General features: G+C 44.0%; 20 protein-coding genes and 4 pseudogenes. 14 read left to right on the top strand and 10 right to left on the bottom strand.

Going from position 1 to position 24,821, the window contains the following annotated elements; genetic code table 11:
• Positions 1-46 precede the first annotated feature (46 nt).
• Positions 47-1,507: an ankyrin repeat domain-containing protein gene (locus LEPTO7376_RS01715; RefSeq protein ID WP_015132571.1), complete on the top strand. Its 1,461-nt coding sequence runs from the start codon at positions 47-49 to the stop codon at positions 1,505-1,507.
• 36 nt (positions 1,508-1,543) lie between these two features.
• On the opposite strand, the gene LEPTO7376_RS01710 is transcribed toward LEPTO7376_RS01715, so the two are convergent.
• Positions 1,544-2,734, bottom strand: coding sequence for a sugar phosphate nucleotidyltransferase (locus LEPTO7376_RS01710; protein ID WP_015132570.1), 1,191 nt, complete (start codon positions 2,732-2,734; stop codon positions 1,544-1,546).
• A gap of 227 nt (positions 2,735-2,961) precedes the next feature.
• On the opposite strand from LEPTO7376_RS01710, the gene ruvB reads away from it, so the two are divergent.
• From ruvB to LEPTO7376_RS01680, 6 genes and pseudogenes are all read left to right on the top strand, one after another.
• The gene (gene ruvB, locus LEPTO7376_RS01705; protein WP_015132569.1) at positions 2,962-4,068 is read left to right on the top strand and encodes a Holliday junction branch migration DNA helicase RuvB; all 1,107 of its coding nucleotides are present in this window, start codon (positions 2,962-2,964) and stop codon (positions 4,066-4,068) included.
• Between the two features lie 123 nt (positions 4,069-4,191).
• On the top strand, positions 4,192-5,703 hold the full coding sequence (locus LEPTO7376_RS01700) for a site-2 protease family protein (RefSeq protein ID WP_015132568.1): 1,512 nt from the start codon (positions 4,192-4,194) through the stop codon (positions 5,701-5,703).
• A gap of 61 nt (positions 5,704-5,764) precedes the next feature.
• Positions 5,765-6,385, top strand: coding sequence for a DUF6391 domain-containing protein (locus LEPTO7376_RS01695; RefSeq protein WP_015132567.1), 621 nt, complete (start codon positions 5,765-5,767; stop codon positions 6,383-6,385).
• Between the two features lie 99 nt (positions 6,386-6,484).
• Positions 6,485-6,697: a photosystem I reaction center subunit IV gene (locus LEPTO7376_RS24210; protein WP_015132566.1), complete on the top strand. Its 213-nt coding sequence runs from the start codon at positions 6,485-6,487 to the stop codon at positions 6,695-6,697.
• 150 nt (positions 6,698-6,847) lie between these two features.
• A complete protein-coding gene (gltX, locus tag LEPTO7376_RS01685; protein ID WP_015132565.1) occupies positions 6,848-8,293 on the top strand; it encodes a glutamate--tRNA ligase in 1,446 nt (481 codons plus the stop codon).
• 170 nt (positions 8,294-8,463) lie between these two features.
• Positions 8,464-9,096, top strand: a pseudogene (locus tag LEPTO7376_RS01680) (IS982 family transposase); the annotation flags it as partial.
• 23 nt (positions 9,097-9,119) lie between these two features.
• Here LEPTO7376_RS01680 and LEPTO7376_RS28825 read toward each other — a convergent pair.
• The 7 genes and pseudogenes from LEPTO7376_RS28825 to LEPTO7376_RS01640 all read right to left on the bottom strand — a co-directional run bounded on the left by LEPTO7376_RS28825 (position 9,120) and on the right by LEPTO7376_RS01640 (position 14,061).
• Positions 9,120-9,991 (bottom strand): annotated as a pseudogene (locus LEPTO7376_RS28825) (IS630 family transposase).
• A 57-nt stretch (positions 9,992-10,048) separates the two neighbouring features.
• Positions 10,049-10,573: pseudogene (locus LEPTO7376_RS01665) on the bottom strand (transposase); the annotation flags it as partial.
• 78 nt (positions 10,574-10,651) lie between these two features.
• Positions 10,652-10,942: pseudogene (locus LEPTO7376_RS01660) on the bottom strand (IS982 family transposase); the annotation flags it as partial.
• A gap of 144 nt (positions 10,943-11,086) precedes the next feature.
• Positions 11,087-11,740 carry a DUF3318 domain-containing protein gene (locus LEPTO7376_RS01655; protein WP_015132562.1) on the bottom strand — a complete coding sequence of 218 codons (654 nt, stop codon included), beginning with the start codon at positions 11,738-11,740 and terminating at the stop codon, positions 11,087-11,089.
• Positions 11,741-11,954: 214 nt separating this feature from the next.
• The gene (accB, locus tag LEPTO7376_RS01650; protein ID WP_015132561.1) at positions 11,955-12,452 is read right to left on the bottom strand and encodes an acetyl-CoA carboxylase biotin carboxyl carrier protein; all 498 of its coding nucleotides are present in this window, start codon (positions 12,450-12,452) and stop codon (positions 11,955-11,957) included.
• A 142-nt stretch (positions 12,453-12,594) separates the two neighbouring features.
• Complete coding sequence (gene efp / locus LEPTO7376_RS01645) at positions 12,595-13,155, bottom strand: elongation factor P (protein ID WP_015132560.1); 561 nt, start codon at positions 13,153-13,155, stop codon at positions 12,595-12,597.
• 216 nt (positions 13,156-13,371) lie between these two features.
• Positions 13,372-14,061: a ComF family protein gene (locus LEPTO7376_RS01640; RefSeq protein WP_015132559.1), complete on the bottom strand. Its 690-nt coding sequence runs from the start codon at positions 14,059-14,061 to the stop codon at positions 13,372-13,374.
• 506 nt (positions 14,062-14,567) lie between these two features.
• Here LEPTO7376_RS01640 and LEPTO7376_RS01635 point away from each other — a divergent pair.
• Complete coding sequence (locus LEPTO7376_RS01635; RefSeq protein WP_015132558.1) at positions 14,568-15,695, top strand: hybrid sensor histidine kinase/response regulator; 1,128 nt, start codon at positions 14,568-14,570, stop codon at positions 15,693-15,695.
• Here LEPTO7376_RS01635 and LEPTO7376_RS01630 read toward each other — a convergent pair.
• The gene (locus LEPTO7376_RS01630; protein ID WP_015132557.1) at positions 15,669-16,595 is read right to left on the bottom strand and encodes an RluA family pseudouridine synthase; all 927 of its coding nucleotides are present in this window, start codon (positions 16,593-16,595) and stop codon (positions 15,669-15,671) included. The genes LEPTO7376_RS01635 and LEPTO7376_RS01630 overlap by 27 nt on opposite strands.
• Before the next feature lie 217 nt (positions 16,596-16,812).
• On the opposite strand from LEPTO7376_RS01630, the gene LEPTO7376_RS24200 reads away from it, so the two are divergent.
• The 6 genes from LEPTO7376_RS24200 (at position 16,813) to LEPTO7376_RS01605 (ending at position 23,963) form a co-directional block, all read left to right on the top strand.
• Positions 16,813-16,908 (top strand): photosystem II reaction center protein T, encoded by a 96-nt coding sequence (locus LEPTO7376_RS24200; protein WP_015132556.1) that lies wholly within the window; start codon positions 16,813-16,815, stop codon positions 16,906-16,908.
• 157 nt (positions 16,909-17,065) lie between these two features.
• Positions 17,066-17,632, top strand: a complete 567-nt coding sequence (gene nrdR, locus LEPTO7376_RS01625; protein WP_015132555.1) for a transcriptional regulator NrdR — start codon at positions 17,066-17,068, stop codon at positions 17,630-17,632.
• 422 nt (positions 17,633-18,054) lie between these two features.
• Complete coding sequence (locus tag LEPTO7376_RS01620; RefSeq protein ID WP_015132554.1) at positions 18,055-19,038, top strand: 30S ribosomal protein S1; 984 nt, start codon at positions 18,055-18,057, stop codon at positions 19,036-19,038.
• Positions 19,039-19,255: 217 nt separating this feature from the next.
• Entirely contained in the window at positions 19,256-21,595 is a 2,340-nt protein-coding gene (locus LEPTO7376_RS01615) for an ATP-binding protein (RefSeq protein ID WP_015132553.1), read from the top strand.
• Between the two features lie 98 nt (positions 21,596-21,693).
• Entirely contained in the window at positions 21,694-22,143 is a 450-nt protein-coding gene (locus LEPTO7376_RS01610) for a response regulator (RefSeq protein WP_015132552.1), read from the top strand.
• Between the two features lie 113 nt (positions 22,144-22,256).
• Complete coding sequence (locus LEPTO7376_RS01605; RefSeq protein ID WP_015132551.1) at positions 22,257-23,963, top strand: ATP-binding protein; 1,707 nt, start codon at positions 22,257-22,259, stop codon at positions 23,961-23,963.
• A gap of 40 nt (positions 23,964-24,003) precedes the next feature.
• Here LEPTO7376_RS01605 and pgeF read toward each other — a convergent pair whose 3' ends face one another.
• A complete protein-coding gene (pgeF, locus tag LEPTO7376_RS01600; RefSeq protein ID WP_015132550.1) occupies positions 24,004-24,798 on the bottom strand; it encodes a peptidoglycan editing factor PgeF in 795 nt (264 codons plus the stop codon).
• Positions 24,799-24,821 lie beyond the last annotated feature (23 nt).

Here is a 24,821-nt window from a genome sequence, read left to right as displayed (position 1 = left end):
CTTCGATCGTTTTAGATAAGGTTTTCTGAAGTTATGGAGTCTGGTTATGGGTCTGCCAATTGATCTGGCATTTTGCCAAGCGATACGACAACAGGAGATCGGCACGGTGCGGTTGATGCTGGAGAAGGGGGCTGATGTGAACTGTGTAGATGGCGATCGCACGAGTCCGTTGATGTATGCGAGTCAACTGGGGAATTTGGATCTGGTCAATCTCTGTTTAGAGTTTGGGGCAGCACCTGATTTGCCGGGTCGTCATGGGTTGACCGCGCTGATGGTGGCAGCTATGGCTCAGCAGGAGCGGGTAGTCGACAAGTTGTTATCTGTTGGAGCCAGTGTCAATTTAGTGAATGAGGACGGTACAACGGCGTTAATGGTGGCCGCTTATAAAGGGTCAAAAGCTATTGTCGAAAAGCTCTTGGCGGCTGGGGCAACAATTAATCAAAGCGATCAAGATCAAGATACTGCTTTGAATTTAGCGATCCAAGGCCGACATCCAGATGTGGTTAGGTTACTGCTCGAAAAAGGGGCTAATCCCTATCAAGGTCATGGAGGATTAGTTTTAGCTGTGTCAGAACAGGCGATCGCCTGTCTAGAGGTGTTGCTGGAGTTTGGTGCAAATCCGAATTTACCCAGTGGTGATGGGCGCACACCATTAATGCACGCTGCGATGACTGGCAATATCGAGATTGTCGAGCTGCTTTTAACTGCGGGGGCGCAGGCTACTTTTAGTGATTTAGACGGGGATACGGCGCTGATTTTGGCAATTGAACAAGGAGATGAGGCGATCGCCGAGAGGCTATTAGCTGCTGGTGCAACTTTCCCTGAAACAGAAAATGTATTGCCCCTGGCTGCGATGTCTGGCAGTTTAAAATTGGTTCAATTTTTACTGTCTCGTTCCCTTGCGATTAATGGGAAAGATGATGCTGGCGATACAGCACTGCATGTGGCAACCCTTGAAGGTCATGGAGATATCGTGAGTTGTTTGTTGAAAAATGGTGCAAAGGTTGATCTTGTGAATGACCAAGGCGATACGCCACTCCTCATTGCTGCCTATCAAAATCATCAGGCGATCGCCCAGCAGTTATTAGATCGTGGCGCAGATATTAACTTCAGCAATGATGGTGAAACGACATTAACTATTGCCATCAAAGAACAATATGAACAATTGATTAATATTCTGATTGATCGAGGTGCTGACCCGAATCAAAAATTGGCAAAAGGCAAAACTTTATTGATGCAAGCCGCTGATAAAGGGAATTTAGGGTTAATGAATACCCTGATTGCTGCGGAAGCTGATGTGAATGCCCGCGATGATTTTGGCGCAACACCATTGATGTGGGCCGCTCACCGTGGCTTTATTGATGCTGTTGCATTGCTGCTCGACCGTGTGTCAGAGCTTGATCTTAATGCCACTAATCAACGCGGTGATACAGCACTAAAAATTGCGCAATTTAATAAATGCGACGCAGTTGTGACTTTTCTCAAACAAAAAGGAGCCTCTAGCTGAAGCTCCATTTAATGATGATGACAAAGTAATCTGTCTCTATTCAACCGCTGCGGCGTTGAGAAATTCTTCGAGCTCTAGACTTTCTGCAACATGAGGATTTGCGTCGATTGGTGCTTCTGGCGGGTTTGCATGGCGGGCATCGGTAATCCACCAGTCGAGAGCTGTTTCTTGAAGATCAATAGTTGCCCCTGTTTTATCGACGCAATAGCGACCAAATACCAGCTTGTCTTTGATTCTGACCCCAGAACCAAGGCGGGAATATTCAAAAATCACGCTACTATCGACTGTTGCTCCAGAACAAATCCAGCAGCTGGGGCCAATCATGGTAGGGCCAACAATTTTTGCACCATCTTCAATGCGGGTCATGCCACCAATATAAACAGGGCCTTCGATTTCGACCTTGTCCCAGTTCACTGCAACGTTTAAGCCTGTGTAAACACCTGGTTTCACTTCGATACCAGGAATACCAACATTTTTGACTTTGCCCTGCAACACATCTTGAATCGCTTGCCAATAATCAGGGACTTTACCGATATCTACCCATTCAAAGTCCATATCAAGGGCGAAAAATGGAGCCTTTGCTTCAACCAGTTTCGGGAAGAGTTCGCCACCAATATCAAATTCGCAATTGGGTGGGATATAGTCGATTACTTCGGGTTCAAAGATATAGATGCCAGTGTTGATCTTATTGCTGAGGGCTTCTTCGACGGAAGGTTTTTCTTGGAAGCTTTCGATCCGACCTTCGTCATCGGTGACCACAACGCCATAGCTTGGCACATCTTCGAGAGGGACAGATTTGGTCACAATTGTGGCGATCGCCCCTTTTTCGCGGTGCCATTTTACTGCTTCAGTGAGGTCAAGGTCGATTAAAGCATCCCCGCACATCACGATAAAAGTATCGTCAAAAAAGGGATTGAAGTCCTGAATCTTTCGGATACCACCTGCAGAACCAAGGGCATCTCCTTTTAGCTCACCATCTTCGATACTGCCCTCAAAGGAATAGGCAAGGTTAACGCCATAGCGCTGCCCATCCTTGAAATAGCCTTCAATTTCGTGGGCGAGGTGGCTGACATTCACCATAATTTGGTCGAAGCCATGTTCGGCGAGAAGATCCAGTAAAAATTCCATTACTGGTTTCTGCAAAATTGGAATCAGAGGCTTGGGGATGGTATAGGTGATGGGGCGTACCCTTGTGCCCCTGCCCGCTGCCAGAATCATGGCTTTCATGAATATTGTTGTCCTCGAATTGTTCGTTTACGGTGATCAGAAAGAAAAGCGTTATAGGCTTATGACACCCTGGGTGAATTGCTCATTATTCTACCTAAAGCTGCAATCTTCCTTAGGTGATTTGTCGCACAAATGATGATGTTATGTCTTTTGGTCTCCGTATTAGGCGATCGCCCCAGAGAAAATTCAGCATAGGATAGAAGAACAGATGTTTTATTTTGCAAGCAATGGCGATTAAACGAAGCCAAGGTAATACACCGCCAAAACAGGAAAAAACAACCCGTAGTTCAGGGCGTGACCCGCTCACTAATAGCCAAGCTTTACCGAATGAGACAGATCACTCTACGTCTGAAGATCGTATTCGTCCCCAAACTTTGGCAGATTATCTGGGGCAAAAGGATTTAAAGGAGGTTTTGGGCATTGCAATCGCCGCGGCGAAATCCCGTCAAGAACCGCTAGATCATATGCTGCTCTATGGGCCACCGGGGTTAGGGAAAACCACAATGTCGTTGATTTTGGCGGCGGAAATGGGAGTCAAATGCAAAATTACGGCAGCTCCAGCTTTGGAACGTCCTCGCGATATTAGTGGACTTTTGGTGGGGCTAGAGGCAGGCGATATTTTGTTTATCGACGAAATCCATCGACTGAACCGTATGGCGGAAGAATTGCTTTATCCGGCGATGGAAGATAGTCGGCTCGATATCACGATTGGAAAAGGGGTCAGTGCGAGAACTCGGAGTATTCCTCTGAAACCCTTTACGCTCATCGGCGCGACGACAAAAGTTGGTTCTTTAACGTCACCGCTGCGAGATCGGTTTGGTTTGATTCAACGGCTACGATTTTACGAAGTGGATGAGCTGGTTGCTATTGTGCACCGAAGTTCCAAAATTCTTGGACAGCCTGTCACTGAAGAGGGGGCGATCGCCATTGCGAGACGGGCGCGGGGAACGCCAAGGATTGCGAACCGATTGTTACGACGCATCCGGGATTATGCCCAAGTGAAAGGGTTTGATGAGATTAATCAAGAGGTGGCTGCCACGGCCATGGATTTGTATAACGTTGATCCGTTGGGTTTGGATTGGACAGACCGTCTAATTCTCGAAACGATGGTGAGTCATTTTGGCGGTGGCCCTGTGGGTGTGGAGGCGATCGCTGCTGCAACTGGAGAAGACAGCAAAACTATTGAAGAAGTTTACGAACCTTACCTTCTACAAATTGGATTTCTAAATCGTACGCCGAGGGGACGGGTTGTGACGGTGAATGCACGCAAACATTTAGGCTTGATAGATGGAGTCAAACCTCAAACGACACAGCTGGATTTGTTGTCGGATTAGGATGTGATGCGGCAAAGTAATAACCTGAGTTTCAGTGATTGGGCGATCGCCACCGGAAAACCTTTAGCTTCAAATCCCCTTAGAATATGTAGAACATAAAAAACAGATATTTAACAACACATTATGGTTTTTTCTCCGGAAACCTCTGCACTAATCTTTTTAGCGGTCACAACGTTTGGCATGGTTTTGTGGGGATATCAGCGATCACAGAAACAAGGTCGTGTTGGCCTACTCGCTTGGGGGCAATCCCTCACAGTGACAATGCCATGGCTCGTCTTTATCAGCTGTGTACTGCTTGGTATTAGTCTCAGTGTGCTTGGGGTATTAATGCTGTTGGTCTCGTCGGCAGGTATGTATATGTACCTCGGTAATTTGCGGCGAGAAGCAGGACAAGCTGAAGAGCTTAAACAAAAGGCGATCGCCCGCATTCAGGAAGAAGAAAACCGCCAGAACGAATCAACTCAGGAGACTGCACCAAATTCCGCTGCGAATGATACTTCTGAGCCGATGATTGATCCTATCGATGCCGAAGATTTGCAGGCTATTAAGGGGATTTTTGGGATTGACACTTTTTTCTCTACGGAGTCTATTCCCTACCAAGATGGCGCGATTTTTAAAGGGAACTTACGTGGAGATCCGGAGTTAACCCACCAGAAACTAACAACAAAATTAGGCGATCGCCTTGGAGATAAATACCGTTTATTTTTAGTGGAGGATCCTGAAAATAGACCCGTTGTGATTGTTTTACCCAGTACCAATGATCCGAAAACGACCACTCTTGTCCAGAAAAATTTAGCCTTAGTTCTCTTACTCGCCGCCCTCGCCACGACCCTTGAAGCCCTCGGCATTTTACAGGGCTTTGATTTGTCTAGTAATATTTCCCGCTACAAAGAAGTATTACCTCTGAGCTTGGGGTTATGGGTGGTTCTTGGTGCCCATGAAATTGCCCACTGGGTCGTCAGCAAAAAATATGATGTGAAGCTCAGCGTTCCTTTTTTCCTTCCAAATTGGCAAATTGGTGCATTCGGTTCAATTACTCGTTTTGAATCTCTATTACCCACTCGCACTGCCCTCTTTGACATTGCGATCGCCGGACCAATTGCAGGAGGATTACTCTCTATCTTGATGTTGGTGAGCGGTTTTGCCCTATCCCAACCAAATAGCCTTTTCCAAATTCCGAGCCAATTTTTCCAAGGCTCAATCCTTGTGGGAACCCTTGCCCGTCTCTTTATGGGTGATGCCATTCAAGAAGCCGTTGTCGCTATCCATCCCCTCACTATTTTGGGGTGGCTCGGTTTGGTGATCAGTGCCTTAAACCTAATGCCTGCTGGTTGCCTAGACGGTGGTCGAGTCATTCAGGCGATTTATGGCCGTAAAACGGCACGACGTACAACCCTCGCAACTCTTGTCGTTTTAGGTTTGGTCGCGTTATTTAATCCCTCCAATCCCATTCCCTTGTATTGGGCGCTGATTATTGCGTTTCTCCAGCGTGATGCTGAACGTCCTAGTCTGAATGAATTGCTAGAACCAGACGATGGTCGAGCAATTCTTGGTTTAGTAGCATTGTTATTTATGTTGATCACCCTCATTCCTCTGAGCCCCAGTTTGGCAGGACAACTTGGCATCGGGTCGTAGTCGCTAGAATAGAAACGCTAGCTAAATGGCCTCTGAAGCTTCAGACAGAGGACTACAGATTATGACGACAGTGAATGAGCCGTTTTGGGATGAAGGTTGGTTTGTGCCGCAGCAAACATTAGATCAAGAGCTAATTGCCCAGCTCAATTTTGTGCCAGGATTACGGGAAGCTTTGGTGGTACGTCAAGTCCATGCTCTCGAACATGGCACAGTGTGGATGTTGACGGAGATTGCTGAGCAATTTCCCGCAGAATGGCGGCGAGGCTATGCCGAACTCGGTGGGATGTCTACTGAAAAGGGGTTTTATCTTTATGGCGCGGTGGACAAAACGGATCTCTATCGAGCTGTCGCGAATGCGGGCGATCGCCTCCGGTCTGGCGAAGGGAATTTAGCCGTACATCCCCGCTGTGGCACAAACTTTTCTGTAACAATGTTTTTAACCGCTGGCTTAGCTGCTGGAGCCTCATGGCTTCTGCCCAAAGATCCGATTTCTCAGCTTGTTGGGATGGGCACTGCCGCTGCCACTGCCATGGCGATCGCCCCAGAGGTTGGCCGATATGCCCAGAGATATCTCACCACCGCAATTCCTTTTAATCTCGCCATTGAAGAAATCGAAGAAAGCACCGATTGGACTGGCAATCAGAGTCACTTTGTACGTCTGCGCTGGCAAGATTCGCAATAAAACTTAAACTCACTGTGTTACAGAAATCTACTCTGCGATAGTACGCTTATTTCATAAGTCTAATTACTTTTTTAGTATTCGTTTTAGAGGAAAAATAGAATGGCAATTGCACGCGGTGCTAAAGTTCGCATTCTCCGTAAAGAGTCCTACTGGTACAAAGACGTTGGTACAGTTGCCAGCGTTGATAAGAGCGGCATCATCTATCCTGTTATTGTTCGCTTCGACAAAGTAAACTACACCGGTTTCAGCGGTAACCCCAGTGGTCTCAACACTAATAACTTCGCAGAACATGAGCTTGAAGTTGTTAGCTAAATCTTCAATCTCGTGATTTCTGACAGTAAACTCAATTTCCCACATCGTCTTCTTGTAAGGCGATGTTTTTTTGTTGTTACTTCAATTTCCTGAAAGACAATGGGAAAATATTAAACCTAAACTAAAAACTTATACAAAAGGATTAACTCTGTGACCGTTCGCGTTCGTATTGCCCCTAGCCCCACTGGTAACCTCCATATTGGTACTGCCAGAACTGCCGTATTTAATTGGCTCTTTGCCCGCAACCAAGGCGGTACTTTTATTCTCCGCGTTGAAGATACTGATACCGAGCGATCGCGCCCCGAATATACCGAAAATATTAAATCCGGTCTTGAGTGGCTGGGCATGACTTGGGATGAAGGCCCATTCTTCCAAACCCAACGCCTCGATCAATACAAAGCCGCTATCCAAACCCTCCTAGATAAAGGCTTGGCATACCGTTGCTATTGCACTCCCGAAGAACTCGATGCAATGCGAGAAACACAAAAAGCGAATAATCAAGCCCCTCGCTACGATAACCGCCACCGCAATCTCACTGATGAAGAGAGAACTGCTTTTGAGACAGAAGGTCGTACTTCTGTGATTCGTTTCAAAATTGATGATGGCCAACAAATTATTTGGAAGGATTTAGTCCGCGGCAATATGTCTTGGCAAGGCAGTGATCTCGGTGGCGACATGGTGATTGCAAGAACACCCGAAGGAGACGAAGCTTTTGGCCAGCCTCTCTATAATCTTGCTGTTGTGGTAGACGATGTGGATATGCAAATTTCTCACGTCATTCGTGGTGAAGATCATATTGCCAATACCGCAAAACAAATTCTTTTGTATGAAGCGCTTGGCGCAAAAGTGCCTCAATTTGCCCATACGCCGCTCATTCTTAATCAAGAAGGCCGCAAGCTATCGAAGCGTGATGGTGTAACGTCAGTGGATGATTTCCGAAAGATGGGTTTCACTGCTCCGGCTTTGTCGAACTACATGACTTTACTCGGCTGGACTGCACCTGATTCTACTCAGGAAATTTTTACGTTGGATGAGGCTGCCAAGCAGTTTTCTCTCGACCGTGTGAATAAAGCTGGTGCAAAATTTGATTGGGATAAACTTGACTGGATTAATTCCCAATACCTCCACGAGATGCCTGGTGCTGAGCTGACTGATGCTTTGATTCCCTACCTTGAAGAAGCTGGGCACGGTGAATATTTAGGCGATCGCTCCTGGTTAGAGACTTTGACTGAACTGGTGCAGCCGAGTCTAACGCGATTGACTGATGTCGTGAAGGAAACTGAATTGTTGTTTGGTAATGCTATCGAACTTGATGAGAAAGCAACCAAGCAGCTCCAAACTGAGGGTGTTGTGACGGTATTGCAGGATGTTTTGAAAGCACTTAAAGAAACTGACGAGCTAGATGTCGCTGGTTGCAAAGCGATTATCAAAGATGTCACTAAAGTCCACGGTGTGAAAAAAGGCCTTGTAATGAAATCTCTTCGTGCAGGTCTAATGGGTAAGTTGCAAGGGCCCGATTTAATGCAATCTTGGGTACTTCTCCACCAGAAAGGTTGGGATGGCGATCGCCTTTCCCAAGCATTAAATGCCGTTTAATCTAAATATTTGAACCCAAGAAAATAGAATGCTTATTCCTCCCTAAATTTAGGGAGGATTTTCTTTGAAATTTAGCCGAAGAGATTGTATTTAACGTGAGTTCGGGATAAGGAAGAAAAAGGAGAAAGTGCATATTGTGGAAGTTAATAAGCAATCCACCACTTTCTCCCATGACCAGTCTAGAACCTTTGTTTTGTTCCATTGATGATTTCTGCCAAGTCTTTGAACCTCAATGGCAACAACAATTACTGGCCTCGAAACAACGGCGGCGACGTCGCCCTAGAAGCCTTAGTCTCAGCGAGATAATGACGATATTGATTGCATTTCATCAATCTCACTATCGTCACTTCAAGTATTTCTATCTCATCAATGTGCGTCATCACTGGCGAGGAGCTTTTCCCAGAGCCGTGAGTGACCAACGTTTTGTGGAGTGGATGCCTTCAACATTAGTACCGCTGTGTGTCTATTTGCGTCACTGTTATGGTCAATGCATAGGAATCAGTTTCATTGATGCCACCAGTATCAAGGTTTGTCACAATCGCCGCATCTCTCAACATCGCGTTTTTGAAGGTCATGCTGCTCGAGGTAAAACCTCTGTGGGTTGGTTCTTTGGCTTCAAACTACATCTGGTCATCAATGACTGTGGCGAATTACTCAATGTTAAAATCACGCCTGGCAACACCAATGATAGAAAGCCGGTAGTGGAGCTTTTGAAAGAGTTATCGGGAAAAGTCTTTGCCGATAAAGGTTACGTCTCTCAACCTCTGGCACAGTATTTACAAGAAGAATATGATGTGAGGCTTAGCTATAGCAGCGAAGGAGAAGGTTAGGACATAGAACAGAAGGCTATTCTGATGGCATCGAACAAATCCTCAGTCTTCTTGATGAGCTTACTTATCTCCTTCTTTAACCTCCCCCAAAACTTCTCTATCTTGTTCAGGTGTGGTGAGTAGGGTGGCAAAAATATCACTTCACATCCTGCCTTCGCCACCAATGTTTGTATTCTTTCCTTTGGATGAAAACTGGCATTATCCAGAATAATAATTTGACCCGGAATCAACTCTGGCACTAAGCAATCCTCTACCCATTGGCAAACTAAGGCGCTGTTGGCATAGCCCTCAAATACCATCGGTGCTATCTGCTCTCCCTCTCGCCATCCTCCAATCACGCTAACTCGTTCTGTACGATGACCTAACTTCTCTGCGATAAACCTCTCTGACTTATGGCAGTAGCCATACCCATAATCTAAGGTATTATCAAATCCACTTTCATCGATATATACGAGTCGTTCTTGGACATACTGCTTCAGTTGTGCCACAAATGCTTTTTCTAATTCTTTATCTCTCTCTTGATATCGATAGGTCTTTTTTTTCGAGTAAATTCAATTTTCCGTAGAGCTTCACGTCTGGATGCATCACTAATAGACTCTGGCCATTTCTCCGCCATTTCCTTCTGGGTTAGATGCCCATATTTCTCTGCAAAAGCACGAAAAGCATCTAGATCATTAATCTTCGGTTGAGGGCCTCGACGGTAATCTGTCTTCGGAGCGACTGAACCGATTTTCTCTCGTCGTTTCAGCCACAGGTCTAGCGTATTTCGGCTAATACCAAAGAAGCGACAGATATCACTTTTTCGTTCACCTTTATCGAAGGCGGCAACAGCTTTTAGGCGTAAATCAAGACTATGGGGAGCAGGCATGGCATCTATGTTTATTGCTTCTATCCTATTCTGTCTTAACCCACTCCTTGCCTGCTATAGAAGCCTCACATCATATTCTTCTTGTAAATACTGTGCCAGAGGTTGAGAGACGTAACCTTTATCGGCAAAGACTTTTCCCGATAACTCTTTCAAAAGCTCCACTACCGGCTTTCTATCATCGGTGTTGCCGGGTGTGACTTTCACGATGCAGCGATTGTGGCAAACCTTGATACTGGTGGCATCAATAAAGCTGATGCCTGTGCATTGGCCATAACAGTGACGCAAATAGATGCACAGCGGTACTAATGTTGAAGGCATCCACTCCACAAAACGTTGGTAACTCACGGCTCTAGGAAAGGCTCGTCGCCAGTGATGACGCACATTGATGAGATAGAAATACTTGAAGTGACGATAATGAGATTGATCAAAAGCAATCAGTATCGTCATTATCTCACTGAGACTAAGGCTTCTGGGGCGACGCCGCTGTCTTTGTTTTGAGACCAGTAATTGTTGTTGCCATTGAGGTTCAAAGACTTGGCAGAAATCATCAATGGAACAGAACAAAGGTTCTAGACTGGTCATGGGAGAAAGTGGTGGACTGGTTATCAGCTTCCACAATATGCACTTTCTCCTTTTTCTTTCTTATCCCGAACTCACGTTACAGAGAGGAATCAAGCTCGAAGGTATCCATGTCACAAAGCGTTGATAGCTCACAGCTAGAGGAAACTCTTGTTGCCAATCGCATTTCACCTTGATGAGATAGAAATGCTTGAAATTTCGATAGTGAGATTGATGGAAAGCAATGAGAATAGTCATCACCTCACTCAGACTGAGGCTTCTCTGACGGCGACGGTATTTTTTGCCAGAGCTGAGTAACGCTTGATGCCATAAGGGTTCAAAGATTCGACAGAAATCATCAACATGGCAAAACAGAGCCTCTAGACTGGACATGGGAGAAAGCCGTGGATTCGTTACAACTTCCACGATATGGGCTTTCTCCTTTTCTTTCCTTATCCAGAACTCACGTTAAATAGGTTGTTTGTTTGGTACTGAATTTTTTAAATAAATCTCTGATGTGTGGCGATCGCCGCAATCCTAGCTCATTTTTGGACGGCGCATTTTTTGATCTTCCATTTGAGACTTTGCTTTCGATGCACTCTTTCGCAAAAACTGTAATCTGGTTTCAAAGTCTTTACGCTTGCGACGATTTGGCGTTTGCTCGATCAATGTCTTGAGCGCGCTACCCAAACTTTTATAAGCATTCGGCAAAGTGTAGCCAAAGCGGGTTGCCAGTCGAATGGCTTGTTCATCAGCTTCAATGGCTACTGTCATCCGTTTTTCACCACTATTTTTTTGCCAGAGGCGATAGCCAGAAAAACCACAAAGTGCCAAGGCCAAAATTAAGAGCAGACCATCCTGTACCCACAGCTCACCGACTGCTCCACCCAGACCAATTGCTAAAGCTGCCATTTCCCAACCTTCGCGGGGAATCGTGTCGTTCTGAACTTTTGCGACTTCATGCCAAAAAATTAGATTACGTTGATCGATCGCCAAATTCTCCCACTTCGCGAGATCGATCTGTATTTCGATATCATCTTTCCCCAGTTCTTCGGAACGGATCAGAGGCGGGTTCACTTCCGTTGTTCCCTCAACCATTACCCAACTTTGCAGCTCAGGGGGCAGTAATGTTTTGAGGCGGCGTAGTTCACTCATTTCGGCTCTGGCAGAAAAAGTGGAGTAGGAAGTCATAGGATCGCGGTTAACTGAATATCTAGGGAATGTATAAGCAATGTTTGCAGAGTTTGGATTGAACCAACCCTGTCTTGCTAGGTTAGCAATAAATTTTAGCGCAAGGGGCGATCGCCACTGGTAAATTCCCTCACCCTTTAAAATTCACCGCAAGAATTATCTTGATGCATCACACTCAGGAATATTTATCTTTGCCATCATGAAGATTTGAATATCAAGCAGGCTCGATCAACATCAAAGTTTGACCAAACTCGATGGGTTCACCATCTTCAACTTCAATTCTCACGACTTTACCGCTCACCTCAGATTCGATTTCGTTCATGAGCTTCATCGCTTCAATAATGCACACCGTATCGCCGAGACCAACGTGTTCGCCAATGGATACAAACGAATCCTCACCGGGAGCAGGAGCGCGATAAAACGTGCCAACCATAGGAGAAGTCACAGCGATCCATTTCTCATCAATGCCCGAATTAGCAAGAGCTTCGGGTGTAGGAGCTGGAGCCGGAGCGGCTGTAGGAATCGCCACAGGTGTTGGGGCGATCACCGGCATCGCTGTAGTCATATCCTGAGGAATGATGGTGGGAGCAGCCACCACTGTTCCTTTACTCACACGCAGCTCAAAGTCATCGGTTTTGAGTTCAAACTCAGTGACATTAGTTTGCCCGATAGCATTTAGCAGCTCCTGAATTTCTTGTAAATTGATAGCCACAGAACGATTTATTCCTCTCGATGATTATGAACAGCAATGGAAAGTTCAGACTAGCTGAAGTTTCCTCATTTCTGATTCCCCTGATAATCTTTCTGGGGTTAGAACCATCAGCTGTGATGGTAGAGCGAAGATCTTATCTTCTTTAGTTTTCGCGACCTAGATACTTATCTTCACGGGTGTCAATTTTGATTTTCTCTCCAATGGAAATAAAGAGGGGAACATTAACTTGTGCACCAGTTGAAACGATTGCTGGTTTCGTGCCACCAGTGGCAGTATCTCCTTTCACACCAGGATCGGTTTCGGTGACTTCTAGAACGACAGTGTTGGGCAGTTCAACGTCGATGACTTGCTCATTCCAGAAAAGGACATTAACTTCCATTTCTTCGAAGAGATATTTAACGCGATCGCCAATTTGTTTTTCGTTTAGGCGAACTTCTTCGTAGGTCTCCATGTCCATGAAAACGTACTGATCCGAATCTTTATAAGTGTGCTGCATTGTACGCTTATCCAAAATCGCTTGGGGAACTGTCTCTCCAGCACGGAACGTTTTTTCAACAACGCTACCGGTTTGGGCATTCTTGAGTTTAGTTCGTACGAAGGCAGAACCTTTCCCTGGCTTTACGTGGAGGAATTCAACAACACGCCAGACGTTTCCGTCTAATTCAATGGATGTACCACTACGAAAGTCGTTACTAGAAATCATGGAGCTTAAGCTGCATTATGAGGCTTGCATCATCAAACCATATTTTACCGTTGTTGGGGAATTTCCTCGTAATTTACTCGCTAGGTTCATTAAACGATAGCTTTGGGTCAGAAAAGGGGTTTCTCTGGGTTTAAAGCTTGATTGCGGTGAAGATTATGGGATTTCAGGACTAAAGTCGCTTAATTGCGGAGATTTTGGCGAATGGCTCGGTTATTGTCATCGGGAAGTCTTTGGGATGGGCTTGACTGGATGTTGTTTTTTCGGGGTGGCGATCGCCGCAATGCCCATCACGGAAATTCCTTTTTGAGTGAGAGTGCGAGCTACTTCTTGGGCTGTTGTACCAGATGTATAAATATCATCAAGCAACAAAACGCGTTGCCGCTTTAATTGTGGAAGAGTCTTGGGATTAATCGAAAATGCTTGCCGAATTTCTTGTTGCCGCTCTGAGAGATTTAGATTAAAGAGTGCTTTTGTTGCTTTCGTCCGTTTGAGAGCATGGGAGACATAACGAAATCTATTGAGCTGTGCAAAGCGTTTTGCGATCAGGGCTGCCTGATTAAAACCTCGTTCCTTATATTTCTGAGGGTGCATTGGAATTGGGATGACCGTTAGCTTTTGAGAATCAGCAAAAGAGCGTTGCCAAGTTTGGGCGAGTTGTTCTCCAAGCCATGCACCCAGTAAAGGTTGATTCTGATATTTCATGGTGGCGATCGCCCGTTTCAAAATATCGTCATACTTGCCCCACACAAATAAAGGCAATGAATCTTGCCAATAGAGTTTTGGATTAGGTAGTTTGCATTGATGCAGTTGGCGATCGCAATCCCTACAGACCAGATCTCCCTTGGCCACACGTTGACAGAGCGGACATTGCGCCTCTAGAAAAATTGAAAGAAACCAGTCGAGCATTATGCTGATCCTCCACAAGGCTCAATAAAACGCAAAGATCTTCATCTAACTATATTCAAGCTTACAAGTCCCTCAAACCCTCAGATATAATTAGGGCAATTACATTCAATATTTATCTACCAGAGATTGAACGTTATTAACCTCTACAACAGTTTCTTTTGTGCAGGCAGAGATTTTTTGTGCTAAACACCAACTCGAATAAGAAGACTAGATATATTCATCTTCCTACATAAACTCTTATCTATAGCGGATTTATACGAAGCTCCATTGATTAAATAGCCATTCTTTTTACCTTCGATGACTGATCGCTTTGCGCAATTTTCTACTCGCCATGTCTCTGCATTGTCCATTGAAATGAGCACAATCTCACCTCATTAGGACAAAGCATCTCAAGCGCTTTTTAATCACTATTATTGCGACGGCCTCCTCCGAAAAAAAAGCGGCATTTCAGATTGTCTATGTCAATCTGAAATGCTGTGAAATCATGAGCCGTCCAATCTACGACCATGAGTTATCCTGCTTTTCCTAGAACTCCACATATTCTGATTGTTGATGATGAACCCGATAACTTCGATGTCATTGAAGGGTTTTTATTTACTGAAGACTATCAACTGAGTTATGTTGGCTCTGCCCAAAATGCTTTGGCGAGACTGGAAAAACATCTACCAGATCTGATCCTTATTGATGCGATGATGCCGGTGATGGATGGTTTTGGCTTCTGCCGACATGTACGAAAAAATCCACAATGGCAGCATATTCCAGTCATTATGATTACTGCTTTGGGTTCTGATTATTTGGCAGATTGTCTGGCGAGCGGAGCTGATGATTTCCTTGCGAAGCCCATTAATAAGGTCGAGCTGCGAGCTAGAGTGATTTCGATGCTGCGCATTAAATTTCAGTATGATGCGCTCAAAAATTCGCGTCAGTTAAGAAACGATCTGACGGATATGGTTGTCCATGATTTCACTAACCCAATTACGACGCTTTTACTGCAAACAGAAATCCTAAATCGCATGGAATTGCCAGAAAAGGTGGCGCAGGGCCTAACGCGCATTCGCCGGGCAGCTAGAGTTCTAGATGGTCTTCGGAATGATTTTTTGACCTATGGCAGAGCGGAAGCTGGATCTTTGACGTTGCAGAAACAATGTTTTGTAGTCCGAGAGTGGGTGGAAGATGTTGTTGCTGATTTTCAGGATCTGGCGAGATCAAGGAAAGTTGAGATTCAAATTGTGTTTGCTGATGGTTTACTAGAGACTTTTACAGGCGATCGCCCTTTGTTGGCGCGGGTCTTAAATAATTTATTGACAAATGCCCTTAAATTTTCGCCGTTTCAAACCGCAATTGAGATTGCACTCACCTCGACAATCGAACCTGTGTCTGGCAATGCGCTCTTGAGATTTGCAGTAAAAGACTGGGGACAAGGCATCCCGAATGAGAAGAAAGACTCAATTTTCCAAAAATATAGTATTGATCAGAAACCATTTAATTTGCCGCAAACGGGCTTGGGTCTAACGTTTTGCAAAATGGTGGTCGAAGCTCATGGTGGTGAAATTTCTGTGGTGGATAATCAACCAACCGGGACAATTTTTCAGGTAGAAGTCCCTGCGCTAGCAGCGCTGCCGCAAAACTTTTAATAACTTCTCAAATTCTGGAGGTAATGGGGCGATCGCTTCGATTATTTCACCAGTTATCGGATGTTCAACAATTAACTTACGGGCGTGGAGAGCTTGACCGGTTAAGTTTACTTTGAGAGTACGATTGCTGGAATAGAGCGGATCACCGACAATCGGATGTCCCATATGGGCACTGTGTACCCGAATTTGATGGGTTCGCCCTGTTTCCAGACGATAATAAAGCAGCGAATAATTACCCAGTCTTTCCTGTAATTCCCAACGGGTAAGCGCCGGACGACCAGACTCGATGACCGCCATCTTTTTTCGATCGATTTTGTGACGATCGATAGGAGCTTCAACGATGCCAGCTGGTTGCTGCGGACAACCGTAAACAACACCTAAATATTCTCGTCGTGCGGTTTTTGCTTTAATCTGTGCCTGTAAATGTTGGTGAGCTTGATCTGTTTTGGCGATAGCGATCGCCCCGGTCGTATCCTTGTCCAATCGATGTACAATTCCTGGCCGTTGTACTCCACCAATCCCTGCGAGGCGATCGCCACAATGGGCAAGCAAACCATGGACTAATGTGCCTGTGTAATGACCTGGAGCTGGGTGCACTACTACATTTGCTGCCTTATTGACGATCAGAAAATGGTCATCCTCGAACAGAATATCTAGATCCATCGCTTCCGGTTGGAGCTCTAAACTCACTGGTGCTGGAATTGTCACCTGCAGGCGATCACCCCCACTCAACTTATATTTTTTAGTCGTACATACCTTTTCGTTAATAGCAACTTGACCCTGACCAATAAGCTTTTGGATACGAGATCGTGAGAGATCATCTAATTGCAGCGACAACCATTGATCGAGTCTTTGTCCCTGTGCTTCTGCTGTTACTTGATACTGTCGAATATCTACCATTTCTGCTCTCCATCGATAAATTACAGTTCTTCTCGAAGTCTCCCAGCAGAACACTTACCGCCTTTTTTAGTCAACCCTAGCTTTCCATTTCAGAAGACAAAACAAAACAAAATTCAAACAATTTCAGAAAAGGGGCTAATCTCAATCGCACCCAATTTCATTTCAACGAAAAAATGTTAAAGTTATAGCAAAGTTCAGAATATTTTGGTTAATAAAAATGGATAGTGTAGCTTACATTCTCGTCTTGGCGATGTCCTTGTCCGTCCTTTTCTTTGCGATCGCCTTCCGTGAGCCCCCTCGCATCGAAAAATAAAAAAGTAAAAAGAACCTTTTTAGATTGCTTTTCCTAAATCAAGCTCCGAGCAGTGCCGAGACCGTAACGGGGATCTTGATTTAGGGTTTTGTGGTAAACACATATATCCCGCAATCACACACATTTGAGAGTTTATTAAATAAACTGTTTCGATATTATGCATTGCCCCTATTGTGACCATACTGATAGTCGTGTCCTCGAATCAAGAGCGACAGGAGCTGGGCGTAGCATTCGCCGTCGTCGTGAATGCCTAAGCTGTAAACACCGCTTCACTACTTACGAACGGATTGAATTTGTTCCGATCTCAGTCGTTAAACGCAATGGGCAAAGCGAAACCTTTGATCGTTCTAAACTTATCCGTGGTATGGCACGGGCTTGTGAAAAGACGGCAGTCTCCCCAAGCATTATTGAAACAATAACCGAAGAAATCGAAACCCAGCTCCAACAGAGCCCGAAGCGCAGCATTTCCACTGATAAAATTGGTGAGCTTGTATTGCATCGATTGCGTCAAGAGAGTGAGGTTGCCTACGTGCGTTTTGCATCGGTATATCGTCAATTCCAAGACGTTGATGACTTTATCAATACTCTCAATCATTTGCAAGATACCGCTAAAGAAGCGAGTGAGTGGTTGCAGGATGCTGAAGAAGAAGGAAATAATAATATTGTCTCTAAAGAAAAGTCCCCATCTAAGAAAACAATCCTGGCTTCCCCGACTAGTAAGTAACTGCGAAGCTGTTATTTATTGATTTCATTACATCGTGAAAAAATACTGCGATTTAAATTTGTATCTCAACCGTTTTTTGAGATACTATTGGTATCCTGTATCTTAGATATATTTACTTTTTGTCATTTTAAGATATCGATGATGGTCATACTTCGATTTATAACGTAGTACGACTCATTTTTGCTGCTGTAAATTACGATGCACCGCACTCCTAACTGCGATCGCCATTCCCTGTAATTTACCCACGCTGGTGAAGGAGATGCTTTCCCATCCCTTAACTATTCCTCTGGCGCGTTGGCATGATGATTTGATTTGGCTCTGTTCCCAATAGAGTAGCGAGAATCAAAAAAAATCACCACCCATCATCAAAAGAGGCAAGCAACAAACAGTTTAGGAGATTAAACACTAGGAATAGAACACACATGGTCAGTCAGAACACAACTACAGTAGATATTGGTTTTACCCACGAAGATTTTGCCGCGCTTTTAGATAAGTACGATTACCACTTTAGTCCTGGGGATATTGTTCCCGGTACAGTGTTCAGTATGGAGCCTAGAGGCGCACTGATTGACATTGGTGCAAAAACAGCAGCATATATTCCTATTCAGGAGATGTCCATCAACCGTGTTGATGCTCCCGATGAAGTTTTACAGGCGGAAGAAACACGCGAATTTTTTATCCTTACCGATGAAAATGAAGATGGTCAGTTGACGCTCTCCATTCGTCGTATCGAGTACATGCGTGCTTGGGAACGTGTTCGCCAGCTTCAGGCAGAAGATGCAACCGTTCGCTCCCTTGTTTTCGCGACAAACCGTGGTGGTGCGTTAGTTCGCATCGAAGGTCTACGCGGCTTTATCCCCGGTTCTCACATCAGCACTCGCCAAGCAAAAGAAGACTTGGTTGGTCAAGAACTTCCTCTCAAGTTCCTAGAGGTTGATGAAGATCGTAACCGCCTCGTCCTTAGTCATCGTCGTGCGCTTGTTGAGCGTAAGATGAATGGCCTGGAAGTTGGTGAAGTTGTTGTTGGTTCCGTCCGCGGTATTAAGCCCTATGGTGCATTTATTGACATCGGTGGTGTTAGCGGTCTGCTCCACATTTCTGAAATCTCTCATGATCATATCGATACACCTCACAGCGTCTTTCAGGTGAATGACGAGCTGAAGGTAATGATCATTGATCTTGATGCTGAGCGTGGTCGTATTTCCCTTTCTACGAAGCAGCTTGAGCCTGAACCTGGTGATATGCTCAAGAATCGCGAGCTTGTGTTTGAGAAGGCTGAGGAAATGGCTGAGAAGTACCGCCAGAAGTTGCTTGCTGAAGCGGCTGGTCTCACTGTTGAAGAACAGGAAGCTGCGGCTGATACTGTTGAGGTTGAAGAAGAGTTTGTTAGCGCAGTTGAAGAGTAAACTCTCACTCAATATCCTGGTTATTCAACAATTTAAATTTAATTAATAGATATTAGGGGCTTTATTGTCCCTTTTTTTATAAGCATTTCTAGAGAGGATATGAGAGGTCGCAGTAAGCTTATGAGGAATTCAATTAACCTTGATTGAGTTGATTGAGCAAAAAAATATTTAAAAACGACCAACTATTTTATGGCTGTTTTAGTCACAAACTATTGTCATGGCACAAGCTGCTAAGCAACAAGAACTATTCGACAGATATCCAGAGGGGTTTCCAGTGAGGACTCCGGGTGCAATACAATCCCATGGTTTTTTGTTGGCTGTTAATCCGACAACTTTTGTGATTGAGCATGTGAGTCAAAATGTCTCGTCATATTTAGATCAAACTGCAGAAAAGTTACTTGGAGAATCTCTACACTTCATTTTCTCTGAACAGCAAATTCTTGATCTAGAGGCCATTCTAAATAAACAATTTCATACTCCTCAAACGCATCATTTCGCAATTGAAGTGCAAGGAAAGCAATGTTGTTTTTCTGCTCTTATGCATCAGATAGAAGAGCTTCTTATTCTTGAATTAGAACCCACTGAAGCTAAGTCGAAACAAAATATCGCCTCTTTTCAGGAGGTTCTTGAAGATGCTTTGATGCAAATGCAGCAAGTTACTTATCTACGTAATTTATTGTTGTTTTTCGTCGAAAAAATTCGCCATTTAACTGGATTTGAACGGGTTTTGGTCTATCGTTTTGATCGCGATGGGGTTGGGATAATAGAGGCAGAAAGCAAAGCGGAACACATGACGTCATACTTAGGTTTGCATTTTCCAAATGTTGACATTCCAGTCTCGGCCCGTGAGTTGTTCCAGATGAATGCTTTGCGGCTTATTTCTGATGTTGAAGATGAACCTATACCTTTGCTCGCATTGAATGATTCAGAGCTTCTTGATCTGAGCTATGCAATTCTGAGGCCACCATCGCCTTGTCATGTCCAATATCTCCAAAATATGGATGTTGCAGCTTCTATGGTGATGCCGTTGATCAAAGATGGGCAATTATGGGGACTGATTAATTGTCATCATTCAAGCCCAAAGCATATCCCCTGTGACATTAGAACAGCTTGTGTTTTTCTGGGGAAATTGATGTGTTTGGAGCTGAATAATAAACTGAACTACACGGAACTTCAGGCTCAAAAACAACAACAAGCCTACTTATCGGAATTTATTGAGGCGATCGCCCAGGCCGATGATTTACAAACTGCATTAACTGAGCCGGATCAAACCCTGCTTGCCTTAATAGATGCTCATGGTGCTGCAATTTGCCTTGATGGGGAGATTACCTGTATTGGCAAAACACCAGAGATCAAAGACATTCGAGACTTTCTTTCTTGGGCAAACTCGAAAATAGAAAACAATATTTTTTATACAGAAGCGCTAGCGGAAGAGTATTTGCCAGCCGAAAATTTTCAGGCGATCGCTAGTGGTATTTTTCTGCTACAAATCTCGAAAGTGCGTCAGTATTCTATCCTTTGGTTTCGCCCAGAGGTTTCCCAGACGATTAAATGGGCTGGAGAGCCAGAAGCTCAGCTGGTAAAAAATGATGATGGTGACTTAGAACTTTCACCACGGCGATCATTTGAAGTGTGGAAAGAAACAGTACATCATCGTTCGTTACCTTGGCGTGACTCAGATATCAAGATTGCTTTGGAGCTACGTAGTTCTCTAGTGGGTATTGTCCTGAATAAAGCTGATGAGCTTGCCAACCTTAATTTAGAGTTACAGCGCAGTAACAAAGAGCTTGATTCTTTTGCGTATGCAGCTTCCCATGATTTACAGGAACCATTACGCGGCATTTATAATTATGCCAACTTGATGATTCGAGATTACCCAGACGCATTGGAAGAGGAAGGGGTTAAGCGTTTAGCGACAATTATGAAGCTGACCCAGCGGATGCAATCTTTGATTGAAGCGTTGCTGTATTTCTCGCGTTTAGGTCAGACTGAAATTAAACGGCAGGTCACGGATCTCAATGTCATCTTGAGTGAAGAGATGAATCTTCTACAACTGAATCACGAGCAAGCAATAACGGAGTTTGTGATACCGCGATCGCTACCGATTGTGAAGGTTGACCCAATCGTCATTAGAGAAGCTTTTAGTAATCTGCTCAATAATGCCCTCAAATACAATACGCAATCTCACAAACTCGTAGAAATTGGCTACTTAGCCCCTGATGATGATGAGTTTGGAGTGATCGCCAAAGAACATCACATCAAAAATCAGTTCATTTATTATGTGAAAGATAATGGCATTGGGATCCGTGATCGCCATCTACACAAAATTTTCACGCTATTTAAACGACTCCATGGCCGTGAGCAATTTGGTGGCGGTACTGGAGTTGGTCTCACAATAACCCGCAAAATTATTGAACATCACGGTGGAACGATCTGGGTAACTAGTGATTATGGAAAAGGTTCGACATTCTACTTCACACTGAACACATCCTGTTCAGAAAAGGCTGCGGCTGAGATATCAGATCCAGACGATTTCCAAAAGAAAAATGGTGGATGATTCCTAAATTAAAAATTAAATATTCAGACAATAGGGTTTGATGACATTAATATTTGTTCAAATAAGTTCACATTTCTTCCTGGCCCCCTCTTTTCTATATGGATAAATTGTTGAAATCTCCCCTATTAGTTGTTGAAGATAACGACGAAGACTTTACTGTTTTGATGGAATTTTTGGGTGATATGAATATCCAGCAACCTATCTATCGTTGCAAAGATGGGGATGATGCTCTAGATTTTTTATCCTATAAAGGAGCCTATACAAATAAGCAATTGATCCCCCAGCCATCAGTGGTACTGCTAGATCTAAATTTGCCAGGAACTGATGGCCGTGAAGTGTTAGAGCAGCTTAAGGAAGATGAGAACTTCAAAAAAATGCCGATAGTTATCTTCACGACCTCTAGTAATCCTCAAGACATTGATTTTTGCTATCGCCATGGTGCAAATGGTTATCTGGTTAAGCCAATTAACTTTGAACAAATGAGAATTACGGTACAAGCATTTGTTGATTTTTGGTTGAATGCCAACACTTTGCCGCAAGTTGTTTGATGTTACGATAACTATATATTTTTACTATGTTGTTGTGTCTTGACTAATCCCTAAAGTTTTTGGAAGATGACCGATTTAACCGGGATTGAGTTGGACGAACAGCAGACACGAATGTGGAAAAAATATTAGATTCTCAGTCTCTAACTGTCTTGATCATTGATGACTCTCCTGATGAGCGAGATATCTATGAACAGTTTTTGCTGCGTGATACCCATCAAAGTTATCTGACTGTAGGTACGGATACTGGTGAAGATGGCCTTCAGCTTTTAGATGCTCATGTGTGTCATCTGATTTTGCTGGATTTTAATTTGCCAGATATGAATGGACTGGAGTTCCTCGAAATTCTCCAGACATCTAATACTCAGATTCCTGTGGTGATGATGACCGGCCAAGGTAATGAGGCGATCGCCGTTCAGGCCATTAAACAAGGAGCCTATGATTATCTTGTTAAACGACAAATAACGCCTGAAAGTTTGCAATCTACAGTGCGAAATGTTTTAAAGCAGTCAAATTTACAAACTCGACTGCACAAAAGCAAACAACGCCAAAGTCTTATTACCTCTATCGCGCTCCGCATTCGCCAGAGTCTGGATCTAGAACAAGTTCTTGAACAGGCAACAGTTGAAACCCGTCAGTTACTAGAGTGTGATCGGGTGCTGCTTTATAAATGTGAATTGGATATGAGCGGTGTCATCGTAGCAGAATCAGTCAATTCTCAATATCAATCGACCTTAGGACAAAAAATCGTTGATACTTGCTTTCAAAATAATGGCGCTCAGTATTATGTCCAGGGTAAATGTACGACGATTAATGACATTCAGCGAGCAGGATTAACGTCCTGTCACATTGAACTGTTAGAACGATTTCAGGTCAAAGCTAATCTAGTTGTACCGATTTTACTTACGACGACTAGCCGTAATTCATCGGATCAGTCGCAGTCAACCCAACTCTGGGGGTTACTGATTGCCCATCAATGTGATGAACCGCGTTGTTGGACGATTGAAGAGACAGAATTAATCAAATTATTATCTTTACAGTTGGCGATCGCCATTCAGCAGGCGGAATTGTTATCTAAAACCGAACGATCCTTGCAGCGAGAGCAAGAACTGAATGCTCTAAAGTCCCAAATTATCGGTACTGTTTCTCATGAATATCGCTCACCATTAGCTTCAATTTTGGCCTCAGCTTCTACATTGAGAATTCATGGTGCGAGTCTACCAGAGGCTGCTCAAAAAAAATTGCTGAATATGATCGAGAATAAAGTCCGTCATATGAATCATTTGATCGAAGATATGCTCTTCTTTAATCAGATAGAAAGAGGGCAGATACCAATACAATCGACACCGGTTAATATTTCGGATTTTTTATTAGAGCAAATTGAAGAATATAAATTGAAAAAACCAAGCTATGCTATTAATTTGGAAGTTAAAGGGACAATAGAACCCTTTGAAAATGATCCTAAAATTCTTGGTCAAATTTTCAATAATCTTTTATCAAATGCCATTAAATATTCCCTAGATAGTCGTCATATTGATATCCAATTAAAAGGTTTGGCTTCCCAGGTGATTGTAATTATCAAAGATTATGGTATCGGGATTGATATTGATGATCAAGACTCTATTTTTGAACCCTTTCATCGAGGTGCTAATGTTGGCACAATTCCAGGGACTGGATTGGGGTTATCCATTGTTCAAGGGTGTTTAGATATGTGTGGTGGAAAGATTTCTTATACTAGCGAGCCTAACCAAGGGACAAAAGTAACGGTTGGTTTTCCTCGAAAAATAGATTGTCGTTTAAGTTCAGCTCGAAACTGTATGTAAATTGCTAATTGAGTCTATTAGAAATGAGCCGTGAAATACTTTAAGGATTACGGGAAGTAATGCCTGACCATTGAACTTTCTTTTCGTTACTGCGGCGGTAGGAGAAAAAGTTATCGGGTTCTTGAAATGTACAATGTGGAGCGATCGCCACTTGTGTTGGTGCTAAACCGAGTTGTTCGAGTTGGATTTGATTCACTCGACGGACATCGAGACGTAATTTGTCTGGCTCTGGATCGAAGAGTAATGGAGACTGTTCAATATTTTCGAGAGCAAGAATCATTGCCTCTGGGTCGTGCTCTAAATCTTTAAAGCCCAAACTTGTTCCCATCGCAAGGGCAACGTCGGTAGATACTTGATAAACTTCGCCACTAATTGCTGGGCCGAGCGCAACACATAAGTTGTTGAGTTCTGAACCTGCATCAAGAAATTTTTGAATTGCAGTGGGTAAAATACGTTTCGCTGTGCCGCGCCATCCTGCATGAACTGCTGAGACTTGTCCGGTGAGGCGATCGCCGATCAATGCTGGCGTACAATCTGCCGAGGCGACAAAAACTGCTTGTTCATTTCCATCGGTAATAATGCCGTCTGCCTGCGAGAAATGCTCCCCTTCCCAACTGATTTCTGTAGGAGATAAAACAACATTGCCATGTACTTGTTTCACTCGGTAAGCGTTTGGTTTGATGTCAAAAACAGCGGCAAATTCCTCTGGCATTTGGGGCGCAAAATGGGTTGTGAAAAAGCCGTGTTGCCAAGGTCGCAGAAGTTCACAGGTGAGATAAGGTTTCCCTTGCCATTCCTGCCATTGCCACTGTTCCGAAGAGGTCACGTCGATCATCCCACCAAATCCTGCCCTTTGAC

Source organism: [Leptolyngbya] sp. PCC 7376, from assembly GCF_000316605.1.
GTDB lineage: Bacteria > Cyanobacteriota > Cyanobacteriia > Cyanobacteriales > MRBY01 > MRBY01.
This window is presented reverse-complemented; position numbering and strand designations above follow the sequence as displayed.